General features: G+C 66.2%; 23 protein-coding genes. 14 read left to right on the top strand and 9 right to left on the bottom strand.

Annotated elements, in window-relative coordinates; all coding sequences use genetic code 11:
- Positions 1-4: 4 nt before the first annotated feature.
- The 3 genes from ACQP0C_RS03770 (at position 5) to ACQP0C_RS03760 (ending at position 2668) form a co-directional block, all read left to right on the top strand.
- Positions 5-595 (top strand): peptide deformylase, encoded by a 591-nt coding sequence (locus tag ACQP0C_RS03770; RefSeq protein ID WP_433730568.1) that lies wholly within the window; start codon positions 5-7, stop codon positions 593-595.
- Positions 596-821: 226 nt separating this feature from the next.
- Positions 822-1784, top strand: coding sequence for an N-acetylglutamate synthase, CG3035 family (locus ACQP0C_RS03765; RefSeq protein ID WP_433730566.1), 963 nt, complete (start codon positions 822-824; stop codon positions 1782-1784).
- A 68-nt stretch (positions 1785-1852) separates the two neighbouring features.
- Positions 1853-2668, top strand: coding sequence for an exodeoxyribonuclease III (locus ACQP0C_RS03760; protein WP_433730564.1), 816 nt, complete (start codon positions 1853-1855; stop codon positions 2666-2668).
- Between the two features lie 156 nt (positions 2669-2824).
- On the opposite strand, the gene ACQP0C_RS03755 is transcribed toward ACQP0C_RS03760, so the two are convergent.
- Together ACQP0C_RS03755 and ACQP0C_RS03750 are read right to left on the bottom strand one after the other, a co-directional pair.
- On the bottom strand, positions 2825-3406 hold the full coding sequence (locus ACQP0C_RS03755) for a Uma2 family endonuclease (RefSeq protein ID WP_433730562.1): 582 nt from the start codon (positions 3404-3406) through the stop codon (positions 2825-2827).
- 161 nt (positions 3407-3567) lie between these two features.
- A complete protein-coding gene (locus tag ACQP0C_RS03750; protein WP_433730560.1) occupies positions 3568-5490 on the bottom strand; it encodes an acyl-CoA dehydrogenase in 1923 nt (640 codons plus the stop codon).
- Between the two features lie 151 nt (positions 5491-5641).
- On the opposite strand from ACQP0C_RS03750, the gene ACQP0C_RS03745 reads away from it, so the two are divergent.
- The 3 genes from ACQP0C_RS03745 (at position 5642) to fahA (ending at position 8902) form a co-directional block, all read left to right on the top strand.
- Positions 5642-6268, top strand: a complete 627-nt coding sequence (locus ACQP0C_RS03745) for a TetR/AcrR family transcriptional regulator (RefSeq protein WP_433730558.1) — start codon at positions 5642-5644, stop codon at positions 6266-6268.
- Positions 6269-6467: 199 nt separating this feature from the next.
- The gene (locus tag ACQP0C_RS03740) at positions 6468-7724 is read left to right on the top strand and encodes a homogentisate 1,2-dioxygenase (protein ID WP_433734424.1); all 1257 of its coding nucleotides are present in this window, start codon (positions 6468-6470) and stop codon (positions 7722-7724) included.
- Positions 7721-8902, top strand: coding sequence for a fumarylacetoacetase (gene fahA, locus ACQP0C_RS03735; protein ID WP_433730556.1), 1182 nt, complete (start codon positions 7721-7723; stop codon positions 8900-8902). The genes ACQP0C_RS03740 and fahA overlap by 4 nt, the downstream gene beginning before the upstream one ends.
- A 319-nt stretch (positions 8903-9221) precedes the next feature.
- On the opposite strand, the gene ACQP0C_RS03730 is transcribed toward fahA, so the two are convergent.
- Positions 9222-9911, bottom strand: a complete 690-nt coding sequence (locus ACQP0C_RS03730) for a TetR/AcrR family transcriptional regulator (RefSeq protein ID WP_433730554.1) — start codon at positions 9909-9911, stop codon at positions 9222-9224.
- A 95-nt stretch (positions 9912-10006) separates the two neighbouring features.
- Here ACQP0C_RS03730 and ACQP0C_RS03725 point away from each other — a divergent pair, with 95 nt between their 5' ends.
- Positions 10007-11413 (top strand): lipase family protein, encoded by a 1407-nt coding sequence (locus ACQP0C_RS03725; RefSeq protein ID WP_433730552.1) that lies wholly within the window; start codon positions 10007-10009, stop codon positions 11411-11413.
- Between the two features lie 71 nt (positions 11414-11484).
- On the opposite strand, the gene ACQP0C_RS03720 is transcribed toward ACQP0C_RS03725, so the two are convergent.
- Both ACQP0C_RS03720 and thiC read right to left on the bottom strand, forming a co-directional pair.
- Entirely contained in the window at positions 11485-11919 is a 435-nt protein-coding gene (locus ACQP0C_RS03720; protein WP_433730550.1) for a VOC family protein, read from the bottom strand.
- A 157-nt stretch (positions 11920-12076) separates the two neighbouring features.
- Positions 12077-13735, bottom strand: coding sequence for a phosphomethylpyrimidine synthase ThiC (gene thiC / locus ACQP0C_RS03715; RefSeq protein WP_433730548.1), 1659 nt, complete (start codon positions 13733-13735; stop codon positions 12077-12079).
- Between the two features lie 225 nt (positions 13736-13960).
- Between thiC and ACQP0C_RS03710 the strand changes: the two genes are divergently transcribed.
- Positions 13961-14155: a hypothetical protein gene (locus ACQP0C_RS03710; protein ID WP_355179192.1), complete on the top strand. Its 195-nt coding sequence runs from the start codon at positions 13961-13963 to the stop codon at positions 14153-14155.
- Here ACQP0C_RS03710 and ACQP0C_RS03705 read toward each other — a convergent pair.
- Both ACQP0C_RS03705 and ACQP0C_RS03700 read right to left on the bottom strand, forming a co-directional pair.
- Positions 14148-14630, bottom strand: coding sequence for a VOC family protein (locus tag ACQP0C_RS03705; RefSeq protein WP_433730546.1), 483 nt, complete (start codon positions 14628-14630; stop codon positions 14148-14150). The genes ACQP0C_RS03710 and ACQP0C_RS03705 overlap by 8 nt on opposite strands.
- Before the next feature lie 110 nt (positions 14631-14740).
- Positions 14741-15148: a VOC family protein gene (locus ACQP0C_RS03700; RefSeq protein WP_433730544.1), complete on the bottom strand. Its 408-nt coding sequence runs from the start codon at positions 15146-15148 to the stop codon at positions 14741-14743.
- Positions 15149-15206: 58 nt separating this feature from the next.
- Between ACQP0C_RS03700 and ACQP0C_RS03695 the strand changes: the two genes are divergently transcribed.
- Positions 15207-15668, top strand: a complete 462-nt coding sequence (locus ACQP0C_RS03695) for a MarR family winged helix-turn-helix transcriptional regulator (protein ID WP_433730542.1) — start codon at positions 15207-15209, stop codon at positions 15666-15668.
- A 180-nt stretch (positions 15669-15848) separates the two neighbouring features.
- Here ACQP0C_RS03695 and ACQP0C_RS03690 read toward each other — a convergent pair whose 3' ends face one another.
- Entirely contained in the window at positions 15849-17339 is a 1491-nt protein-coding gene (locus ACQP0C_RS03690) for an MDR family MFS transporter (RefSeq protein ID WP_433730540.1), read from the bottom strand.
- Positions 17340-17471: 132 nt separating this feature from the next.
- Here ACQP0C_RS03690 and ACQP0C_RS03685 point away from each other — a divergent pair, with 132 nt between their 5' ends.
- Both ACQP0C_RS03685 and ACQP0C_RS03680 read left to right on the top strand, forming a co-directional pair.
- Complete coding sequence (locus ACQP0C_RS03685; protein ID WP_433730538.1) at positions 17472-18056, top strand: TetR/AcrR family transcriptional regulator; 585 nt, start codon at positions 17472-17474, stop codon at positions 18054-18056.
- Between the two features lie 700 nt (positions 18057-18756).
- The gene (locus ACQP0C_RS03680; RefSeq protein ID WP_433730536.1) at positions 18757-19233 is read left to right on the top strand and encodes a DUF1772 domain-containing protein; all 477 of its coding nucleotides are present in this window, start codon (positions 18757-18759) and stop codon (positions 19231-19233) included.
- Positions 19234-19400: 167 nt separating this feature from the next.
- Here the strand turns inward: ACQP0C_RS03680 and ACQP0C_RS03675 are convergent, their stop codons facing one another.
- Positions 19401-19958: a TetR/AcrR family transcriptional regulator gene (locus tag ACQP0C_RS03675; RefSeq protein WP_433730534.1), complete on the bottom strand. Its 558-nt coding sequence runs from the start codon at positions 19956-19958 to the stop codon at positions 19401-19403.
- A gap of 39 nt (positions 19959-19997) precedes the next feature.
- Between ACQP0C_RS03675 and ACQP0C_RS03670 the strand changes: the two genes are divergently transcribed.
- The 3 genes from ACQP0C_RS03670 (at position 19998) to ACQP0C_RS03660 (ending at position 24049) form a co-directional block, all read left to right on the top strand.
- Positions 19998-21242: a KasA/KasB family beta-ketoacyl-ACP synthase gene (locus ACQP0C_RS03670; protein ID WP_433730532.1), complete on the top strand. Its 1245-nt coding sequence runs from the start codon at positions 19998-20000 to the stop codon at positions 21240-21242.
- A 91-nt stretch (positions 21243-21333) separates the two neighbouring features.
- The gene (locus tag ACQP0C_RS03665) at positions 21334-22125 is read left to right on the top strand and encodes a thioesterase family protein (RefSeq protein WP_433730530.1); all 792 of its coding nucleotides are present in this window, start codon (positions 21334-21336) and stop codon (positions 22123-22125) included.
- A gap of 412 nt (positions 22126-22537) precedes the next feature.
- Positions 22538-24049: an SH3 domain-containing protein gene (locus ACQP0C_RS03660; RefSeq protein WP_433730528.1), complete on the top strand. Its 1512-nt coding sequence runs from the start codon at positions 22538-22540 to the stop codon at positions 24047-24049.
- The last annotated feature ends 5 nt before the right edge of the window (positions 24050-24054 follow it).

Below are 24054 nucleotides of genomic sequence, written 5' to 3'. Positions count from 1 at the left end.
CGCCATGGCAATCCTCCCCATCGTGATCGTCGGTGATCCCGTACTGCACAATCCGACCGAACCGGTCACCCAGACGCCGGAGGAGCTGGCCGAGCTGATCGCGGATATGTACGAAACGCTCGATGCCGCCAATGGCGTCGGGCTGGCCGCCAACCAGGTGGGCGTGCCGCTGCGGCTGTTCATCTACGACTGCCCCGACGTCGATGCGAAGGGTGCGACCGTGCGGCGCAAGGGTGCGGTGATCAACCCGGTGCTGGAGACCTCGGAGATTCCGGAGACCATGCCGGATCCCGACGATAACGACGAAGGCTGCCTATCGGTGCCCGGCGAGCAGTTCCCCACCGGCCGCGCCGACTGGGCGCGCGTCACCGGAACCGATGAGCAGGGCAATCCGGTCGATATCGAGGGCAAGGGTTTCTTCGCCCGCATGCTGCAGCACGAGGTCGGACATCTCGACGGCTATCTCTATGTGGATGTGCTGCTCGGCCGCAACGCCCGCGCGGCGAAGAAGGCGATCAAGCGCAACGGTTGGGGCACACCGGGACTCAGCTGGATTCCCGGTACTGTGCCCGATCCGTTCGGGCACGATGACTGATCCAGCGGGAGCGGAGCCTGCGCGGCGACCGGACGGGGCGGGAGCGGAGCCTGCGCGGCGACCGGACGGGGCGGGAGCGGAGCCTACGCGGCGACCGGACGGGGCGGGAGCGGAGCCCGCGCAGCGACCGGACGGGGCGGGAGCGGAGCCCGCGCAGCGACCGGACGGGGCGGGAGCGGAGCCCGCGCAGCGACCGGACGAGGCGGGCCGACGGGGTGGTTCGCCATTGCCCGATATCCAACTGGGGCGGCGCGTTGTACTGCGGTATCGGTTGCCAGCGGGTTATCCACAGCCGCTCACCGATGTGATCGGCGAATTGGTCTCCCTGGATCCGCCGACGGTGCGCGGCGCCGACGGACAGGTCGTCGCGATTGCCCCGGATCGGGTGGTGGCGATGAAAGCGTTGGGGCCCAGGCCGATTCGCACCAGGGAGATTCGCGCGCTGGAGGCCGCCGCGGCGTACGGCTGGCCCGGCATCGAGCAGGCCTGGATCGACGGTTGGCTGTTGCGCGCCGGGCACGGATACACCAATCGCGCCAATTCCGCTGTACCGCTGGGGAGTTCGGACGGGCCGGCGGCGCTCGGCGCGGATACCCTGCAGCGGATCGGCGAGTGGTACACCGCGCACGGACTGCCGGTGCAACTGGCGCTGCCCGATCGACTCGCCCCACTGCCGCCCGGCTGGCGCAGTCGGCGGGAGACCCGGCTGCTCGCCATCGATATCGAGAATTTCGTACTGCCACAGGGCCCGCCGATGGTGCGCATCGCACCCGCGCCCGATGACGCGTGGCTATCGATGCACCGCCATGGCGGCGAACACCCTGCGACACAGGCGGTTTCCACACCGCCGGTGGTCGAAGTATTGACGGCGGTGCACGACGGCGAGGTCGGATTCGCCTCGCTCGGCCTGCCCCGCCCCATCGCGATCGGCCGCGGCGCGCTCACCACCGCGCCGGACGGCCGCCACTGGATCGGTCTGACCTGCGTCGCGGTGGCGGCCGAACACCGCAGACACGGACTGGGGTCGCTGGTGTGCGCGGAGCTGATCCGCTGGGGTGCCGACCGCGGCGCCACCCACGCCTACCTTCAGGTCGAGGCCGAGAACACCGTGGCCATAGCGATGTACCACGAACTGGGTTTTCTCGACCACCACTCCTACCGCTATGCCACGCCGCACAGCCTTCGCTGAACCAGTGGTGCTGAGGCACAGGGCCTGGGGTAGAACAGAGCTATCACCCATTGTGAAGGAAGGCATCCGTGCGTCTCGCGACCTGGAACGTCAATTCGATCCGCTCCCGCCTCGACCGGGTCGCGGACTTCCTCGACCGCCAGGACATCGATGTGCTCGCGATGCAGGAGACCAAATGCCGTGACGACCAGTTCCCGTTCGAGCGCTTCGACGAACTCGGCTACGAGGTCGCCCATATCGGGCTGAACCAGTGGAACGGCGTGGCCATCGCCTCCCGCATCGGCTTGGACGATGTGGCCGACGCCTTCTCGAATCAGCCCGGCTTCGACAAGGACGCGGGCGAATCGCTGATCAGCGCCCCGATCGTGGAATCGCGCGCACTCGGGGCGACCTGCGGTGGCGTCCGAGTGTGGAGTCTCTACGTCCCGAATGGCCGCACCCTCGACGATCCGCATTACACCTATAAGCTGGAATGGCTTGCCGCCCTGCGCGATAACGGCGCCCAATGGCTCGCCGACAATCCGGAGGCCCAGATCGCCCTGGTCGGCGACTGGAATATCGCACCGACCGACGACGATGTCTGGTCCGTCGAATACTTCGCCGATAAGACCCACACCTCGCAGCCCGAGCGCGACGCCTTCAACGCCGTTGTCGAAACCGGCTTTGCCGACATCATGCGCCCCTTCGCCCCCGGCCCCGGCGTCTACACCTACTGGGACTACACCCAACTGCGCTTCCCCCGAAAAGAAGGCATGCGCATCGATTTCATCCTCGGCTCGCCCGCCCTGGCCGCCCGTGCCAAGGACGCCCTGGTCGACCGCGAGGAACGAAAAGGTAAGGGCGCCAGCGACCATGCCCCGGTAATCGCCGAATTCACCGACTAGGAGTCGTCGCCGGATTCCACGAGGTCATCGCACGCGATATCTCCGGCCCGAAGCTGTCCGATAGACCGCTCCAGGTGACGGGCATTGGCCGGTGACCGATCAGATATGCGGTCTCCACTGGTTACCCGTCGTCATTCGGCGAGGTGGAGCGCATGATCAGCGCACCCAGTCCTTCAGCGGTTCGGTGTCCAACTTGATATCGAGCGGCTTCGGGAGGCTCACCATTGCGCCGAATGACACGGTCTCCGCGCGCTTGTAACAGCCGTCGACGGGCTCACTGTGAACCACTACCACGCACAAGTCGCGGTCGATCAGCAAGTAGATCGGTATGCCGGTGCTCGCATAGGCTTTTGGCTTCTCCTGTCGATCCCGGAGTTCAGTGTCCTGATCGTGCGAAGTCACTTCAACCACCATCACCACAGGACTCGGATCAGCCCATTCTGGCTGTCCGGCGAATACGCCACTCGGTGCCAATGCGCCGTCCGGCCTAGCCCTTCCGGATCGATAGGCCTCGACCTTCAGCCCCTGCTCTTGGAACAGCCACAAGTCGGGTCGCAAAAGTAGGCAGGCCCGGATCAACCACTCGATGATGCAACCATGGTCGCCGTCCGGCACTGCTTTGACCCCCAACCGTCCGTTGATGAACTCGAGTCGCACTCCCTCAGCGATATGATCCGCCGCCCGAGCGAGTTCCTCGAACTCCTCGGTCGTCATGAGCGACTCATGCACGGCGGTCATGTCCTAACGATATGGGGGCGCGACGGATCAGCGGAGATCAAACGCGATACGACGCCAGAATATCGCTGTCGGAGCGGCGAGTCGCTCTCCGACAACAATTCGTGTCGTCAGCTGGCGGATGCCGTCAGCTGACGGATGCCCTGGAGCGGCCGTAACGCGAACTACGGGTTCATCTCGTACTCACCGGCATGCGCGCGGGCCTGAGCGAGCACCTGATCGAAGCGGGTCTGGTCGGCGATCGGGCGGCAGAGCAGATCGAGGGCGCGGGTTTGTTGGGCCTTGGTGGCGGCGGGCTTGGTGTGCAGGGTTAGGGCGTTTTTGGAGAATTCGCGGACGAAGACGTCGAAGATCTGGTCCAGTACGGCCGTGCTCGTACCTTCGATCTCGGCCTGTTCGAGGATCAGTTGGGCGTAGGGCACTGCGGTGAAGAGCTCGCCGAGGGCGAAGAGGAACTCGACGTCGCGCTGCTGGGCGGGGGTCGGGGAGGCGGCGGCGAGCAGGGTTTGGAAGGCGAGGGCCTGCTCCAGGAACAGGGCGACATTCGGCACATGGGCGAACTTCTCGAAGACCGGTCGCCAGTCGCGGAAGCGAATTCGGCCGAGTCCGCTGCTCGGGCCCTGCCGGAACAGGAATTCGTCATCGGCGCCGTCGCGCCGGGTCGGCACGGGATCGTAACTGGCACCGGCCAATTCGGTGCGCAGCTTGCGCACCACGGCACCGGCGTGCGGGGTGAGCTTGCGACTCGACCAGCTGAGCGCACCGGAAACCGCGCGCACCGTCCCCTTCGGCGCGATACCGGCGCCGGGAAGATAACGCAGTGCGGCCAATCCGGCATCGGCCGGATGGAACATGTAGTTGGCCATGAACTTCAGCGACAGCGCCATATTCACGTGCACGGTACCTTCGAGCCGCGGCAGCCCGAACAGTCCGAGCATCGCCATCGGGAAGTACATATCGTTCTCGAAGCCGCGGGCCGCGATCACATCCGCGAGATCCTCGATGATGCGCTGGCCCTGCCGGGTCACGGTCATCTTCTCGATCGCGTTGAACAGCAGGTAGCGACGGTCATCCGGGGACGCGCACCGCAGATAATCGATGGCTCGCTCGCTGTAGAGCCGCATTGCGAGCAACCGTGCGTACGAATCGGTCAGCAGCGAGCGCACCTGCGGGAATTCGGTTACCCGGTGCCCGAACAGGATTCGGTTCTCGGCGTGGGTGATCGCCTCGTAGAAGGCGTGTTCACAGGCGCCGACCGCACCGAATCCGAGATTGAACTTGCCGACGTTCACGGTATTCATGGCCGCGTGGAAGGCGTTCTCACCGCGGTGCAGGATGTCTTCCTCAGCGACCGGATACCGCTCCAGATCGAAGGCGGCCACATACATCTGGCTGTCGACGACATTGCGGCGCAACTTGTAGTTCTCGTGCTTGCTGTCCGCGACGAAGAACAGATACCCCTCGTAATCCTCCTGCGTCGGTTTGCTTTCCAGTGCCTTCGCGCTATCGATGATCGGCTTGTCCGCACGCCGACCGAATACCGACACCATGCCCGCCAGATTGCCGTTGCCGATGTAATGCTTGCCGCCGGAGGCGGTATAGCCGCCGCCACTGTTGGGCGTGAGCACCATATCTGTGGAGTAGACGTCGGCGCCGTGCTCCTTCTCGGACAGGCCGAAGGCGAAGATTTCACCGGAGTCCAGCAGCGCGGCGGCCCTTTGTTTGGCGGCCTTGTTCTCGCTCTGCCAGATCGGGCCGAGCCCGAGAATGGTGACCTGCCAGACATACCAGTAGGACATGCCGTAGAAGCCGAGGATCTTGCTCATCATCGCGATCCGGCCGGTGTCCCAGCGCTTGTTCGGATCGCCGTTCGCCTCGGCCGCGGGGGTGAGGAAGGTGGCGAACACGCGCTCGCGTTTCACGAAATCGAGGAAGTCGGCGTACCAGATCCGCTCCCGGTCATCGTGCTTCAGTGCCGCCTTGCCCTTGGCTTCGAACCAGTCGACGGTGGCACGCAACAGTCTGCGGGTCTGCGCGTCGAATTCGGCGAATTCGCAGGTCTTCGGGTTGAACAGAGTTTCGGGCATCGATGACTCCTCGGCCGGGCGACTAGCCGCCCTGTCCGGCCCGGACGGCTTCATTCGCGACTGTAGCATTATTGTTCGTCGATGTAGGAATATGACCTTCAGGCTCGGGACCAGCGCGAACCCACGGTACAACGCTGATATCTTGATGCACATGGGTAGCGAGACGGCGGTGCGGCCACGGCAGCGGGCACAGCATCTGGGCCCCGAGCGTCGCCGGCCCCAGGTGCTCGACACCGCACTGGCGATCGCCGTCGAACACGGCATCGCGGCGGTCACCATGGCCGCGATCGCCGAGCGGATGAATGTGACCCGGCCCGTGGTGTACGCCTGCTTTCCGGATCGCGTCGAACTGATCGAGGCGCTGATCCAGCGCGAGGAGAGCTTTCTCATCGGCGGACTGCTCGAGGTGCTGCCGCCGCGCGATGTCGACGCGGGTGAGACCGTATTCATCGACGGCTTCCGCGCGCTGCTGGAGAAGGCGGCCGATCGGCCCGATGCGTGGCGGCTGCTGTACGGCAATCCCGATCCGGCCGTTGCGGATTCATTCGGGCGCGGCCGCAAACTCGCCATCGAGCGCTGCACCACACTGCTGCGACCGACACTGCGCGCGTGGGGCACCGCGGACGCCGATCGCAAACTGCCGGTGCTGGTGGAACTGTGGGTGTCCGCGGGCGAGGGCGCGGTGCGCACCCTGCTCACGGGCGAGGGCGACTGGGATCCGCAGAGCCTCGGGGCATTCGTCGGCTCGGCCGTCCACCGCGCGCTGCGCCACGCCTGAGCGAGACGGCGCCGATTGCGTCACACGCTCGACCTGCCCCGACGGTGGTCGACAATTGTTCAGCAGTAGGCCCTATCGCTAGACGGAATGCCGCAGAAGGCGGCGCTAGACCAACAAAATGTCCACCGATCTCGCCCTGTGCCCCACCATCGGGCACTACGATGGAGGCATATCCAGCGGTCCAGCCGGAGGTGCGGTCATGGCGTTCTATCGGCAGGTGGGAGCGGTGCCGCCGAAGCGACACACGCAGCATCGAGACGACCAGGGACAGCTCTATTACGAAGAGCTGATGGGCGAGGAAGGCTTCTCCGGCGATTCCTCGTTGCTGTATCACCGCGGTCTGCCGCCCGCTATCGTCGACTCGACGGTCTGGGAGTTGCCGGACCAGTCCCTGACCCCGAATCATCCACTGCGCCATCGCCATCTGCGGCTGCACCAGCTGTTCCCCGGCGATACCCCGGCCGAAACCGATCCGGTCACCGGCCGACGGCTGCTGCTCGGGAATGCGGATGTGCGGATCTCCTATGTCGCGGCCAAGGGCGCCTCACCGCTGTACCGCAATGCGATCGGCGATGAGCTGGTGTACGTGGAATCCGGTGCCGCCGTGGTCGAAACGGTCTTCGGCACCATTGCGGCCCGACAGGGCGACCAGGTCCTGATTCCGCGGGCGACCACACACCGCTGGCTACCGAGTGGCCCGGAACCGCTGCGCGCGTATGTCATCGAGGCGGCCGGCCATATCACCCCACCCAAGCGCTATCTATCGAAATTCGGTCAGCTGCTCGAACATTCGCCGTACTGCGAGCGCGATCTGCACGGACCGTCGCAGCCGTTGATCGCCACCGGAACCGATATCGAGGTGCTGGTGAAACACCGTCCCGGCGCTCGCGTGGTCGGCACTCGGATGATCTACGCGAGCCATCCCTTCGATGTGGTCGGCTGGGACGGCTGTCTGTATCCGCTCACCTTCAATATCTCCGATTTCGAACCGCTCACCGGCCGGGTGCACCAGCCGCCGCCCGCTCATCAGGCCTTCGAGGGGATCAACTTCGTGGTGTGCAATTTCGTACCGCGCAAGGTCGACTACCACCCGCTGTCGATTCCGGTGCCGTACTACCACTCCAATGTCGACAGCGACGAAATCATGTTCTACTGCGGCGGAAACTACGAGGCGCGTAGGGGTTCGGGCATCGGCCAGGGTTCGGTGTCGGTGCATCCCGGCGGCTACGCGCACGGTCCGCAGCCGGGCGCGTACGAGCGCAGTATCGGCATCGACTTCTTCGATGAACTCGCGGTCATGGTCGATACCTTCCGGCCGCTCGAACTCGGTGAGGGCGCGCTGGCCTGCGAGGATCCGGAATATGCGTGGACCTGGTCGGGTCGCGGACCACAGTCCGACGGACACCGGCGAGCCGATCAGCACGCGCACGCGGACCAGCGCCGTGGGCCCGCATGAAGACCCGCGTCGAAGTAGCCGACGACGACCTCTTCGGCCCCCGCAATCTCCCCTACGGCGTCTTCGCACCTGAAGGTGCGGGTTTTCGCGTCGGCGTCCGGATCGGCGAATACGTCATCGATCTGGCCGCGGCACTGGAAGATCCGGTCTTCGCCGAGCCGAACCTCAATGCCTTCATGGCGCAGGGACCGCGCCGTTGGCGCGAGGTGCGCAACCGGATCCGCGAGCTGATCGATACCGAATTGCCCACGACCACCGTGCATCTACTGCACGATGTGCAGACGAAGCTGCCGGTACAGATCGGCGATTACGTCGATTTCTACGCCAGCATCGACCACGCGACGAACCTCGGCAGACTGTTCCGTCCCGATTCCGAACCGCTGCTACCGAATTGGCGGTATCTGCCGGTGGGATACCACGGACGCGCCGGCACCGTGGTGGTCTCCGGCACCGAGATCGTGCGCCCGCGCGGTCAACGTCGAACGCCCCCCGGCACACCGGATTTCGGACCGTCACAGCGTCTCGATATCGAGGCGGAGCTCGGCTTCCTGGTCGGGGTCGGTTCCGAACTCGGCACCCCCATCGATGTCGACGAGTTCGCCGAGCACGTCTTCGGCGTTGCGCTGGTGAACGATTGGTCCGCGCGCGATATCCAGGCCTGGGAGTATCAGCCGCTCGGACCGTTCCTCGGCAAATCCTTCGCGACGTCGCTGTCGGCCTGGGTCACCCCGCTGGCCGCATTGGAGGCGGCCCGCATACCGCTGCCGGAGCAAGTGCCCGAGCCGCTGCCCTATCTGCGCAGCAGCCAGTCATGGGGATTCGATATCGATCTGGCCGTGCGCTGGAACGGCCAAACCGTCGCGCACCCACCGTATGCCCGGATGTACTGGTCACCGGCGCAGATGCTGGCGCATCTCACCGCGAACGGCGCCGCCACCCGCACCGGCGATCTCTACGCCTCGGGCACCATCTCCGGACCGGCATCGGACCAGCGCGGTTCGTTCATCGAATTGTCCTGGGGTGGAACCGAACCCGTCACGGTGAACGGACTGCACCGCACCTTCCTGGAAGATGGCGACGAGGTGGTCATCACCGCATCGGCCCCGGGGCCGCATTCGCATCGCATCGGCCTCGCCGAGGTCCGCGGTCGCATCTGGCACACCCACACCGCACCCTGACGCGATCCGACGATCGTCCGACAGCGAGAGGCCAAGGGGGCAGAACGAGTGACGCATAGCTCGTGGCCACCTCACACACGGTACGGAGGCTGTTGCCGAATTGGCGCGGTTTTTGGCCGTGACGCAGATCACGTGCCTATGTGGACGGCTGAGGCGCAATCATGCCTGCCGCTAGGTGATTTGGTCTGTCGCTGTGACGGCGGTGTGACGGCACAATCGCATGTTCGGCGTATTCGGCAACAGCCTCTACGGCCTATGCGAGGTAGCCAATGGGTATGCGGCAAGTACCTAGATCGTGTGGCCGGGGGATCAGGTGGGCTCAGTGTGTGGCGTTGATCCGGATGCCGGCATCGATCACGGCGATGAACCGGTTCAGATCTTCGGTGAGGGTATCGAGCATATCGGGAGCGCCACCGTCGTCGTGATGGTGCAGCCAGTCCGCGACGAGTTCGAACATGCCGCCGATGGTGGCCAGCGCCAATGCGATTCGCCTGCGCTGGACCTCCGGATCCGATGACGCCGCACCGGACCACTGCCGGTCCAGGAAGGCCGCCGCCCAGCGCCGGTTGCCGCGGCGCTGCTTCTCCACCGCGGGTGAGATGCCGCCGGCCTCGCCGAAGGTCACCTTGGCCAGCCGGGGATCATCGGCGATCGCATGGACGAAAGCGGCGATGACGGCCTCGGCGCGCTCGGGCCAGGGCAGTTCGGCGGATGCGGCGGCCGCCTCGCTGGCCCGCTGCTGAATCTGCTCGGTGATATGGGTGAGCAGCGCGGCGTAGCACGCTTCCTTGCTGTCGAAATGATCGTAGAAACCCTTGGTGCCGACGAAGGCGCGCTGACAGATCTGTTCGATCGAGGTTCCCGAAAAGCCTTGCTCGGCAAATAGTTCGGTGGCCGCGTCGAGCAGTTGGCTGCGCCGTTGCGCGCTGCGCTGCTCGGCATCGAGGCCACGGATACGGCGCGGGGCCGAAGTCGGATCGGGCCGCGCGGCGGATTTGCTGCGGGTCATATACCGACCATAGCCGGAGCATTTCAACAAGACCTCTTGTTGGTAACAGGATGTCGTGTTGTAATCGCTGTCACGTCGATGAGGAAGGGACAGACGTGGCAGTGATCAATGGGGATCCGACCTGCGGCGCACATCGGCGCGGAGTGCGCGCGGCCGCCGCGGCGCTATCGATGGCCGTCGCGGTGGCGACCGCGCTGCTGGCCGGGGGCGTCACCGCCACGCCCGCCGCCGCCGTGCCTGTGCCGCAACAGGATTCGTTCTATCAGCCACCGGATGGCTTCGAGACGCAGGAACTCGGCACGATCCTGCGTTCGCGCGAGGTCCAGCTGGCGGTGCTGACCGTACTGCCGCTGAGCGTGCGCTCGTGGCAGTTGCTGTACCGCACCACCGACCTGTCCGGACAGCCGACGGCGGCTGTCACGACGGTGATCCTGCCCGCAGGCGCGGACCCGAACCGCTCGCGACCGCTGGTTTCGCTGCAGTTCTACTACGACAGCGCCAGCATCGACTGTGCGCCGTCGTTCGTCTTGCGGCAGGGCGCCGGCCTTCCGGGCGTCGAGGGTATGCACTCACAGAGCGAGCTGATCGCGATCGCCGCGCTGATCAGCCGCGGCTGGGCCATCTCGGTGCCCGACTACGAGGGGCTCGACGGCCATCTCGCGGTGGCCGAGGAGCCGGGATATATGACCCTCGACGGCATTCGCGCCGCCGAGCGCTTCGCACCGCTCGGCCTGGACGGCGCGAATACGCCGGTGGCGATGTGGGGTTATTCCGGTGGCGGCATGGGCACCGGCTGGGCCGCGCAGCGGCAGCCGACCTATGCGCCGGAGCTGAATGTCAAGGGTGCGGCGCTCGGTGCTCCGGTCTCGGATGTCGAATCCCTGCTGCATGTCAATGGATCCATGTTCGCCAGCCTGATCGGCATCGGCGTCTCCTCGCTGTACCAGGCGTACCCGAAGTTCCGCGAGGTCACCGATCAGTACCTGACGCCGGAGGGCAGGGCGCTGATGCACCGGACCAACTCGCAATGCCTGCCGCGCAATGCGCTGACCCAGATGTTCACCGATTACCAACGGATACTGACGATTCCGATCGCGCAGTATCTCGCACTGCCGGAAATCCGCGCGGTCTTCGACGCGACGGTGCTCGGCAAGCAGACCCCGACCGCGCCGCTGTTCATCTACCAGGGCGTATTCGATGAGGCCGTCCCGATCCGGACCACCGATCGGCTGAACCAGCAGTGGTGTGCGGACGGCGCATCGATCGTCTACACACGCGACCATCTCAGTGAGCATCTGACCCTGCCGTCGCTCGGTATGGCCGACACCTTCAACTGGTTGAAGTCACGCCTGGCTCCCGATGCGCCGGATCAATTCGGCTGTCGCACCGAGAATGTGGTCTCGATGCTCGCCGATTTCAATGCCCTGCTGACCCAGATCGAAATCAATCTGAACGCCACTTTCGGCGCGCTCGGATTCCCGATCGGCCCGCGCGAACGCTGACCACCCGGCGCCGCTCGTCCCCGACCGGAACCGGACCGGTCGGGGACGAGCTCACTCCCTGCGCTCGTGCCTCAGTCCAGGCAGAATTCATTGCCCTCCGGGTCCGCGAGCACGATGTGGCCGGCGTCCAAACCGCCCGGCTCGATACGGGCGAGCCGCGTCGCGCCGATCGCGACGAGTCGGGTTGCCTCGGCTTCCAACGCGGCCATCCGTTCGTCGCCGGTCAGACCGGGCGCGGCACGGATGTCCAGGTGTACCCGGTTCTTCGCGGTCTTCGGTTCGGGCACCTTCTGGAAGAACAGCCGCGGCCCCGAACCATCGGGATCGAGGATGGCCGACCGGTCGTTGTGATGCTCCGGCGGTACGCCCCAGGCGGTCAATGCGGTCGTCCAATCCGGAAACCCCTCGGGCGGCGGCTGCAGGTGATAGCCCAATGCCTGCGCCCAGAACATCGCCTGCGCACCGGGATCGGCACAGTCGTATGTCACCTGGAACTCCTTGCCCATCACGGCTCCAATCTGTCGGCGATCTGTTCGGCCTGGAACAACCGGCATCTTCGCACCGACCGCTGACAAACTCCGCGCGAACGAGGAAGTCGGGCCCGATCCGCACCATTCGGATCGGGCCCGCTCACGTGCGGCGAGGTCATCGCCGCGAGCGAAACTACGAGACCACGGGCAGGTACACCTGCGCACCGTGATCGGCGAACTCGGCGGACTTCTCCGCCATACCGGCCTCGATCGCCTCCACCTCCGAAAGCCCTTGGCGCGCCGCGTATTCCCGCACGTCCGCGGAAATGCGCATGGAGCAGAACTTCGGTCCGCACATGGAGCAGAAGTGTGCGGTCTTGGCGGGTTCGGCGGGCAGGGTCTCGTCGTGGTACTCGCGGGCGGTATCCGGGTCCAGGGACAGCGCGAATTGGTCGCGCCAGCGGAATTCGAAGCGCGCCTTGGACAATTCGTTGTCCCGGTCCTGGGCGTGCGGGTGGCCCTTGGCGAGGTCGGCGGCGTGGGCGGCGATCTTGTAGGTGATCACGCCGACCTTGACGTCGTCCCGGTTGGGCAGACCCAGATGTTCCTTGGGCGTCACGTAGCACAGCATCGCGGTACCGGCCTGGGCGATGATGGCGGCGCCGATGGCCGAGGTGATGTGGTCGTAGGCGGGCGCGATATCGGTGGCGAGCGGGCCGAGGGTGTAGAACGGCGCCTCCTCGCACAACTCCTCTTCCAGCCGCACGTTCTCCACGATCTTGTGCATCGGCACGTGCCCGGGACCCTCGATCATCACCTGCACGCCATGGGATTTCGCGATCTTCGTCAGCTCGCCCAGGGTGCGCAGCTCGGCGAACTGCGCCTCGTCATTGGCATCGGCGATGGACCCGGGACGCAGACCGTCACCGAGGGAGAAGGTCACGTCGTAGCGTGCCAGGATCTCGCAGAGTTCGGCGAAGTTGGTGTACAGGAACGATTCCTGATGATGGGCCAAACACCATGCGGCCATGATGGATCCGCCGCGCGAGACGATGCCGGTGACCCGCTTGGCGGTCAGCGGCACGTAGCGCAGCAGCACACCGGCGTGCACGGTCATATAGTCGACGCCCTGCTCGCACTGCTCGATCACGGTGTCGCGGTAGATCTCCCAGGTGAGTGCGGTCGGATCGCCGTTCACCTTCTCCAGCGCCTGATAGATCGGCACGGTGCCGACCGGGACCGGGGAATTGCGCAGAATCCACTCGCGGGTCTCGTGGATGTTCTTACCGGTGGACAGATCCATAATGGTGTCCGCGCCCCAGCGGGTGGCCCACACCATCTTCTCCACCTCCTCCGCGATCGAGGAGGAGACGGCCGAGTTGCCGATATTGGCATTGATCTTCACCAGGAACTTCTTGCCGATAATGGTCGGCTCCAGCTCCGGATGCTTGTGGTTGGCCGGGATGACGGCCCGGCCGGCGGCGACCTCATCGCGCACGAACTCGGCGCTCACGCCCTCGCGTGCGGCGATGAAGCGCATCTCGGGGGTGACGATGCCCTGCCGCGCCCAGGCCAGCTGGGTCGGCGGACCCTCGACCTCGGGCTTGGTCCAGCCGTCGCGCAGCTTGGGCAGCCCCGCGTCCAGGTCGATGGTCGCCGCCTCGTCGGTGTACGGGCCCGAGGTGTCATGGACATCGAAGTGCTCGCCATTGGTCAGATTGATCCGACGCACCGGAATGCGCAGGTCATCGACCTGTTGGTAGTGCTTGACACTGCCTTCGATCGGACCGGTGGTCACGGAGTCGACAGGAGCGGAGCCTGCGGAGCGACCCGCGGACGCAGTTGTGCCCATTCGTTTTCCTCCCTACGCCAGCATTACCTGGTCAGGTTCATACGGTCGACGGCCCTGAACGCCCGAATGGGCTAGCCGTCCTCTCAGCCCGCTGGTGCGAGCCCCCGTTGGGTGTGAAATTTTCCCGCCCGACGATACCTTTCCACGTCCGCATCCCGCCCGGCGATCGGAGGAACATACAGCGAAGCGCGGGATGGCCGAGCGTGCGCCGGTAGATTCGACAAGGTGAAATTCACCCTGGAGGTCGACCTGGATGTCCTGCCCGAGGGCGTCCCAGCGCCTGCCGATCTCGCCGATGAGCTCGGTCGCATCCTGCGCTACTGGGGCGGCAACGTGAAGCACTACCAGTTGATCGAGGGCGATGGTTCGGCCATCTACAACTCCGGATACCGCGAGGTCGGCTCCTGGCAGATCAGCTGATCTTGCCGTCGTAGGCCTCGCGCATGCCCTGCAGGTCGATCTTCTTCATCCCGAGCATGGCCTGCATGGCGCGGTTCGCCGCCGCCCGATCGCTACTCGCGAGCAGGGCATCGGCTGCCACGGGCCAGATCTGCCATGGCACGCCGTATTTGTCATTGAGCCAACCGCATTCGATCTCCTGGCCGCCGTCGGCCAGCAGCGCCGCCCAGAGCCGGTCGATCTCCTCCTGGCTGTCACAGTTGACCAGCAGCGACATGGCGTGGGTGTAGCGGAAGTCGCCGCCGCCGTTGATCGCGGTGAACTTTTGGCCGTTGAGTTCGAAATCGACGAGCATGGTGAGTCCGGCTTCGCGTGGCCCGACTTCGCCGTAGGGCAGCACCTTGGTGATCTTCGAATCCTCGAATAGCGAACAGTAGAATTCGGCGGCCTCCTCGGCCTGGGTGTCATACCAGAGATTGGTGACGATTTTCTGCATGACGGTCCTCCCGATCGGTGTGGGTACCTGCACAGGTGCAGACGTTCGAGGGAGCATGGATTCATCGCCGGGCGGCGAGGTGTTTCGGGAGAAAGTCTCCCACCGCAGGGTCAGTAGGACTGGAGTTCGATCAATGTGCCTTCCGGATCGCGCAGATGCGCGGTCCGCAGCTTCGGCCCCCACTCCGGACGATCCACCGCCCCGGCGACCAGCGTCGCGCCGTTGCGCAGGCACAGTGCGACACCCGCGTCGACATCGGCGACCCGGCACACGAACATCACCGCGTCTTGGGCGGGTGCCGTGGTCACCGGCAGGTCGGTGGTGCCGGCGACCTGGGCCATGGCAGCGCGGTCGAAGAGCACCAGCACTGCCTGGTCGTCCACATCCCAGTTCGCGTACGGGCCCGCCGCGGTGCCCTTGATCAGCTTCGCGTCGACCAGCTCCGGGAGGACGGCGCGGTAGAACTCGAAGCATTCGGCGAAGCGGGTGACGAGCAGTCTCGGGTACAGGGCGTCCACGACATCTCCTATTTAGTAGGTGCGAACCTATCGTAGGACTGGCCCTATAATTTGTCGCATGGAATCCGCGCGGACCCTGCCGCCGAGCCTGCTCGGGCTCGACACCTACCTGCTGTCACGTGTCGGCAAGGTCGCGCGCGGCAGATTCGCCGATCGGCTCGCGGCGCGCGGACTTCGGTTGTGGCATATGGCCGTACTCGCCGCGCTGGCCGATTTCGGCCCGCACGTGCAGCGCGATCTCGGGATCCGACTCGATATCCACCCCAGCGATGTGGCGAAGATCGTCGATGAACTGGCCGGCGCCGGTCAGGTGGAACGCACCCGCGACCCCGCCGATCGCCGCCGCATGTCGGTGCGGATCACCAGGTCCGGTCGGGCGGCGCTGCGGGCGCTCGACAAGGAGGCCCGCCAAGTGCGCGAGGAGATTCTCGCACCGCTCAGCCGGGACGAACGAATCGCCTTGTCGGACATGATGCGTCGACTGTTCGAGCACACCCACCCGGACGCCGTCACGGACTGACACTGGGCGCGGGGTCCGGCGACAGTGGTTTCAACCGGGGATCGCGCCGTGGCACACGCGCCACCGCAGCCGACGGGTACGACGCCCTACCGCACCCGACGGACACTACGCCCACACACCGCAACCGACGAGCACTACGCCCGCCCGATCCCGGTGTGATCGAGCGGGCGTCGCACCGCATCAGGCCGCGGTCTGCTTCTCCGACCCAACCTGCGCCGGCCCGCCTTGCGCAGCCGGTTCAGAAGCCTTGCCGCGCAACGGAACTTCCTCGATGAACCAAGCGATCACGAAACCGAGCGCACAGATCACCGAGGCGGCCAGGAAGACCTGCCCGACGCCAGCAGCGAAGGCGTCCAGATACCCGGGCCCGTCAGCGGGCGCATGTCCGTGCAAGGCCCTGGTGAACAGGGATCCGAAGGCCGCGACGCCGATTGATCCGCCGAGGGTGCGGAACAGGGTGACCGCGCCGGATGCCGCGCCGATATGCGATATCTCCACGCTGTTCTGCGCGACGGCGGTGGACAGCTGCATCGAGAAGCCGAGTCCGGCTCCCATCAGCGCCATCGCGAATCCCGTTGCCAACCACCCGGTTTCGGCATCGACGGTGGCCAGTAGTACGGCACCCGCGGTGAGGAACACGCCGCCGAGAATGAAGAAGATCTTGTACTTTCCGGTGGCGGTCATCCGCTTGCCGACGAGCTGGGACACGATGAGCAAGGGGATCATCATCGGCAGCAACAGCAATCCGGAGTTGGCCGCCGAGGCACCCTGCACGGTCTGCTGGAACAGCGGCAGATACAGCACCGATCCGAACATGATCACGCCACCGACCAGCGCCGTCAGCGCGGCCAGGGGCAGATTGCGAGTACGGAAGATCCCCAGCGGAATCACCGGATCGACGGCTCGCCGCTCGATGACGAGGAAGGCGGCAAGAGCGGCCACCGCGAGCACGGCGAGTCCGATGATCCGGGCCGAGAGCCAGGCGTAGTCGACACCGCCCCAGGTCGCGATCAGCACCAGCGCGGCGATCGCGGTAGCGAGCGTGAGGATGCCCGCGTAGTCGATGGTCACCTTCCTGCGCGCGACCGGAAGCTCGAGCCGCCACCACGACCAGGCGAAGGCCACCAGGCCCAGCGGGATATTGATGTAAAAGGCCCACCGCCAGTCGAGTCCGTCGGTGATCACACCGCCGAGCAGCGGTCCGCCGATGGTGCCGACGGCCATCGTGGTGGCGGTCATGCCCTGGTACTTTCCGCGTTCGCGCGGCGGGACCAGCGCGCCGATGATGGCGAACGCGGTGACGGCGATGCCGCCCGCGCCGAGACCCTGCAGTGCGCGGAATCCGATCAGCGCCGACATCGACCACGATGCGCCCGCCAGCACGGAACCGATCAGGAATACGCCGATGGCGCTGAGGAATACGGTCTTTCGGCGGTACAGGTCGCCGAGTTTCGCCCATACCGGCGTCGAGATCGCCGATAGCAGGGTGTATGCGGTCACCACCCAGGCGACCTGGGACAGTCCGCCCAATTCACGCACGATCGTCGGCATCGCGGTGCCGACGATCGCGTTGTCCAACATTGCCAGCAGCATCGCCAGCAGCACCCCGGCCAGCACCGGTCGGATCGATCGCGTGGGCGCGGTTCTCATTTCGGTCATTTCTGCGGACATGGCCGCTCACCTCCTTCGGGGCTTGTCATCGGCAATCCGGACCGCCGACCGATCCAGAAAAGCACAGTCGCTACAAAAGTACAACTGCTCCGACTTTGGTACCGATAGCCTAATAGGGGTAGAGTCGCCGATATGACCGCGACGACCGGACGCCGTGAGCGCAAGAAGGCCCAGACGCGACAGGCCCTGGCCGACGCCGCGCTGCAGCTGTTCACCGAACGCGGCTATGACAATGTCGGCGTCCGGGAGGTCGCCGAGGCGGCAGACGTATCACTGAGCACGCTGTTCAAACATTTCCCCAGCAAGGAATCACTGGTCTTCGATCTGGACGCGGATATCGAGGCCGACCTGGTCGCGGCCGTCCGTGATCGGCCCTCGGGACAACCGGTCATGCACGCGCTGCGCGACTATCTGATGCGAACCCGCACCACGCGCAGTGATGATCCCGGCATCGCCGCCTTCCATCGCCTCGTCGACTCGACGCCAGCACTGCGCGAGTACGCGCACCAGATGCTGCTGCGGCACGAGTCCGCACTCGCGTCCGCGATCGCGGCGGCGAGCGGCAAACCGGAGGGTGATCTCGCGGCCGCAGGTCTGGCGCACTTCGCGCTGGAAAGCTCCAAACTCGCCAGCGCGCAGGAGGATCCGCCGCGGGCGCTCGCGGAGCTGTTCGACCTGCTCGAAAACGGCTGGGGAGCAGACACCGCCGGTCGGTGACCTGCTGCGGCACGAGTCCGCACTGACGTCCGCGATCGCGGCGGCGAGCGGCAAATCGGAGATGGTCGCGCGGCCGCAGGTCTGGCGCACTTCGCCTTGGAAAGTTCCAAAGTCGCCAGCGCGCAGGAGGATCCGCGCCGGGCGCTCGCGGAGCTGTTCGACCTGCTCGAAAGCGGCTGAGGAGCAGCGTTGGCATCCAGTGGCCCGAGATACCTTGGGCACCAACCAGGCTGCGAGCACGCCGCCCGTCGCGACAATGCCCGCCGAGAGGCGTGGCGTGGCCCGTCAGTGCCCACATCGAAGGTGCGCCTCGCGCTGCGGAGGATTTGATCGCGCATCGAATCATCCGGGTCAAGGGCGTTTCCGCCGCACCTTCAGGCTCCGCGCGTCCAGACGCCGGCACCCAGACTCCGCACCTCCGGATTCCGCGCCATCAGACTCCCCGCCTCCGGCTTCCCGCATCCAGACTCCCCGCCTTCAGGCTCCGCGCCGACGCACTGCACCCCCTCACAAGGCAGCAACTCCACAGACATCGACCCGCGCCCGCCCTCGGCGTCCAGCCAGCATTCACCGGACGATCAGCTAACAAGCGACCGAGTTGGGGTGTGACATGAGCACGCATCGACGGCGACCGGTTGACCTACAGATCTAGCGCTGCTAGATTCTCTAACAACGCTACGAGAACAGAACGGAAGCCATCATGATCACCACCGCCATTCAGGTCATCGCCATCGCCTCGGTCCTCGCGAACGCCGTCGTCTACGGCACCGATGCCTGCTTCGCGCTGATCACGCGTTCGGTGTACGACAAGCTGGACGACCGGACCGTGACCATTTCGGCGGGCTGGGGCCACTACTACGGCGATCGCCGGATGCCGATCGTCGGCATCGGCGGCGTGGTAACCGCCGTTGCGGCAACGGTTCTCGCGGCCATCGGCGGTCACGCCGCAGCGGCGATCGCGGCGGGTATCGCCGTCATCGCGCTGGTGACCTGGCTCGGGATCTACGTTCGGGTCGCGAAGCCGGTGAACACCCAGCAGACCGCCGCAGCGCAGTCCGGCGTCATTCCGTCGAATGCGCGCGCGCTGCAGGAGAAGTGGAACAGCGTCATCAACGGCCGAGTCGCCCTCCAGTTCATCGCCGTCGCCGCACTCTGCGCCGCTATCGCCCTCGCCTGATACGCCTTATCGAAGCCCTGTGTGGGCCGCACATCCAAATGTGCGGCCCACACAGGGCTTTCGCTGATGTATGGCCCGACGATGACCTCGGCGGCCCAGCCGGACCCGAGGCATTTCGACTTCGATTGCACGGTCGGCCGGGCTGCCGCCATCTCGAAATGCGTTGCCTAGCGTATGGTTTGGTCGATCAACAAGCGCGCGGCCCGGTCCGTTCGCTCGATATCACCGGTGATCAGCCGATCCTGAATAATGCCGCGCAGACCCGAAACCAACAGTGTGGCAACGGCTTCCGGGTCATCAATGGTCTCGATCCGGCACAGCGCATCGGTGAGCGTGCCGATAAAGGTCGCGATCGCGGCATTCGCGTATTCGCCATAGGGACTTCCGGGCGCACACGCCGCGCCGAGTACCTGCAGCAGCACGCGCACACTCGTCGTGGCCTCCCCCGCGATATTCACCGAGCAGAATGCGCCGAGCCGCTCGCGCAGCGCAGCCGCATCGGTGACATCGGCGAAGACGGCGGCGATATCGGGGCGCTGCGTGGTGAGCGCTTGGACCAGCAGCTCCTCCTTGGTGTTGAAGTAGTGGATCAGCATGCGGGAGCTGGTGCCGAGTTCGGCGGCGAGCGGGCGCAGCGACAGATCGCCGAGACCGCGTTCGGCGATGTACTCGACGACACCGGCCAGCAGGTCGGCGCGTTTCGCGTGGTCGAGGGGGCGAGCCATGAGTTGACTGTAGCGATTGGTACAGGTATTCATGACATCGTGACTGTAACAATCGCTTCAGAAACTCGGCCATCGGTCGTGGTCACCGCGGTCGCCGCGACCACATCGCTGGCCGATGACATCGACGCGACCTGGTCCGGCCTGCTCGCCGGACGCAGCGGTATCGGCAGGCTCACCGACGATTTCGTCGCCGAATACGACCTGCCGGTCCGCATCGGCGGCAAGTTGACCTCACATCCGGGTGCGCAACTGACCCGGGTCGAACAGCGACGCCACTCCTATGTCGAGCAAATGGCCCTGGTGCTCGGCCGCCAAGTGTGGCGCAGTGCGGGCACACCCGAGGTCGAGGGCGAACGGCTCGCGGTGGTCATCGGCACCGGCCTCGGCGGCGGCGATGCGCTGATCAATGCCGTCGACTCGATGCGCGACGGCGGCTACCGCAAGGTGTCGCCGATGTCGGTGCCGATGGTGATGCCGAACGGCCCGGCCGCCACGGTCGGACTTGAAATCGGTGCCAAGGCCGGGGTTTTCGCGCCGGTATCGGCCTGTTCGTCCGGTTCGGAGGCGATCGCGCACGCATGGCGGCTGATCACCACCGGCGAGGCCGATGTCGTGGTCGCGGGCGGCGTCGAGGGTCATATCGATGCGGTGCCGATCGCGAGCTTCGCGATGATGCGCGCGATGAGCACCCGCAATGACGAACCGGAGCGGGCATCGCGGCCGTTCGATCGGGATCGGGACGGCTTCGTCTTCGGCGAGGCCGGCGCGCTGCTGGTGCTGGAATCCGAGCGGCATGCGCGGGCGCGCGGCGTGCGGATCCATGGGCGCGTGCTCGGCGCGGGGATCACCTCCGACGCCTACCACATCGTCGCCTCGGAACCGGACGGCATCGGCGCCGCCCGTGCCATGCGCAAGGCAATAAGCACTGCCGGACTTCAGGTTTCGGATATCCAGCACGTCAACGCGCATGCCACCTCGACATCGATCGGCGATGCGTCGGAGGCCAATGCCATCACCGCCGTCACGCCCGAGGCATCGGTCTACGCACCCAAATCCGCACTCGGCCATTCGATCGGCGCGGTCGGGGCGCTCGAATCCATCCTCACCCTGCTGACGCTGCGCGACCAGATCGTCCCGCCCACACTGAATCTCGACAATCGCGATCTGGCGATCGACCTCGATATCGTCGCGGGCGCACCCCGCGCGCAACACATCGACTTCGCACTCAACAACTCCTTCGGCTTCGGCGGCCACAATGTCGCCCTCGCCTTCGGCCGGGCATAGCGAGCGCCCGGCCGGTTACCGTGGAGTAGCGTCGAAGCAAATCGTTAACCGGACGAACAACCCGGGCAGCTTCGATGGACGGGACAACGACGTGGCCGACGCCTTCTACACCCCAGATCCGACGGATCCGAATCGGTTCGTCTCGACCGAGCTGACCCGCGGCCCGTGGTCACCGGACGCCCAGCACGCCGGACCGCCCTCCGCGCTGCTCGGGTACGCGATCGAGCGTTGTGAGCCACGGGCCGGATTCCAGGTCGGGCGGGTTGCGGTGGAGATTCTCGGGCCGGTTCCGCTGGAACCGCTGACGGTGGCGACGCGGGTGGCCCGCCCCGGCCGCAGCGTCGAGCTGATCGAGGCGACGCTGTCCACCGATCGCGGGCCGGTGCTGCGGGCGAATGCCTGGCGCTTCAAACTCGCCGAGCCGGAACTCGAACTGCCCGAACAGATTCGGCCGACCGGCGCGCGTCCCGGCCCCGATCAGGGTGTGTCGTCTCCGTTTCCCTCCGATCAGCCGGTCGGCTTCCACAGCGGCATCGATTACCGCTTCGTGACCGGCTCATTCGCCGAACCCGGCCCGGCGATCTGCTGGATCCGGCTGCGGTATCCGATCGTCGCCGGAACCACCCCGAGCCCACTGGAACGCACACTCGCGGCGGCGGATTCGGGCAACGGCGTCAGTTCGGTGCTGGACTGGTCCCGATACCTGTTCATCAATACCGATCTCACGGTCACGCTGCACCGACAGCCGGTCGGCGAATGGGTCTGCCTCGACGCCGCCACCTATCCGCAACCGCACGGCATCGGCTTGGCGGAGTCGGCACTCTTCGATGAAAAGGGCCCACTCGGCCGCAGCACCCAAACCCTGTTCCTCGGACCGCGCTAGCGTCTGCGCGGGCCGAAGTCCGCGGCCGACGCCGACGCTCGGCGCACGCCGTCGAATCGGATTGCGCGGCAGCCGAGAGTGCGGCGATGTGGCACGAACTTCGCAGGTCGAGACCGCCGGTCGGCCTGTTGCTGAGCAATCGCCGCATGTGAAACCATAAATGTGATTCGGTCGACCCGAGAACTCTGATGACTGGACACCCGGCAGCAAACCGCGCACCGCGGACACCGGGCCCGGCGACCGACACCACTCGCGCAATGGTTTCCGGTCCGGGTCTTGCTGGCTTATGTGCCCTACTCGGGCTGCTTCCGGCCGCGCCACTGCTGGCCTGGGCGTACACGCTGGGACCTTTCCGAATCTGGTTCTGGACGCCTTCGCGCAGCGCCCCGGACGCGGGAAGGAGTTGAATCCGATGCGTTTGCGGCTGACCCAGGACCAACTCGCCGCGGCCTTGTCCATCGCCGGGCTGCAGCCAGGGCCGCGTTCCGCGCTGCCGCCGACGACCCTCCCGCACGACCCGGCGGCGGAGCTGCGGGACACCGGACTGCTCGAGGAAGACGGCCGACTCATCGAATCGGCGACGGCAGCGTTGCGAATCGCCGCCGATCCCGCCCGCACCGTTGTCATCACCGCCAACCGCGCCGGGCAGGCCGGCTGGAAGTCGGTGCTGCTGCTACACGGGGACGAGGACGACACCTTCGTCATGCAGGCCGGGATCGGCGACGACGGCTTCGAATTCGCCGTCGTGCCCGGGCTCGCCCAGGCCACCGCACAGGTGGACGAACTGCTCGATCTCACCTCCTACGGCCCCGGAGCCTTATCGCCCCCCATCGACCTCGATCTCATCGCGTTCGCCGCCCTGCTCGCCGCCACCGACACGGCCCAGGAGGCCCGCCTGGCCGGGGTCGTGGGTCGAAAGGTCACGCCCGGACCGCCCGAGCTGCGGGCGCTCGAGCTGGAGGAGCAACTCGCCAAGGGACTTGCCGGCGACGACACCCGCTGGGCCCTGCCCGCCGCCCAGGGAGCCGCACCGGTGTCACTCACGGCGGCGGCCGGTCGGATGACGGAGGGGCTGGCCCGGCTGGCATTGCTCGGTCTGGTCCGACTGGAGGCGCTCGGTAGCTACCGATTCACCGATGCCGGGACCGCAGTGGCGCGGACGTTCGGTCAGCTATTGACGACGGGCAGCATTGCCGTGTTCACCGGTGCGGCATCGGAAGCGGCCGCACTCGCCCACTTCACGGTGTTCCGTTCGACCTTCACGACGCGGTTCGCGTTCTGGAGCGAGCTGGCGACGCGAAACCCGCGCGTGGAATTGTTCGAGACCACAGTGGATGTCGCACTCCGCGTGGTGCACGACGTGCTCGACCCTGCGGTGGTCACGTTCGCCGGTGGCACAGCGGCATTCGACGCGGCCTGCGCACCCACCGAGGCCGTGCCGGTGGTCGAGCGCGGCGGCGAAGCGGCGTGGCATCCGACCCACCAGGTGCCCGGCAACGGCATGCCGGCGTGGGGCACACCCGATCCGTCCCGGCCACCCGTCGCCCACATCGACCCCTACGTCGAACTCGCGATCCTCGAACGCGCCGGGGACTGGGCACATATCGCCTGCAACAACGGCTGGACCGGCTGGGTCGACGGGCGCGCCATCGAACCCCTCACGGCCCCCGCCGCGGCACCCTGGTACCCCACCCACCAGGTACCCGAGGGCGGAATGGCCGCGTGGGCTTCGCCGGATCCGAGATTCGGACCCATCACCAGTATCGATCCCGGCGTCGAACTCCAGATCCTCGAACGCGCCGGGGACTGGGCACATATCGCCTGCAACAACGGCTGGACCGCCTGGGTCGACGGCCGCGCGATGCAACCCCTTACACTGCCCCGCGCCGCGCCAAGGACACCCACCGACAACAGGCGCGTCTGATGTCT

Source organism: Nocardia sp. CA-129566, from assembly GCF_050956075.1.
GTDB lineage: Bacteria > Actinomycetota > Actinomycetes > Mycobacteriales > Mycobacteriaceae > Nocardia.
Note: the sequence above shows the minus strand (reverse complement) of the source record. Positions and strands in the feature narration are given on the sequence as shown.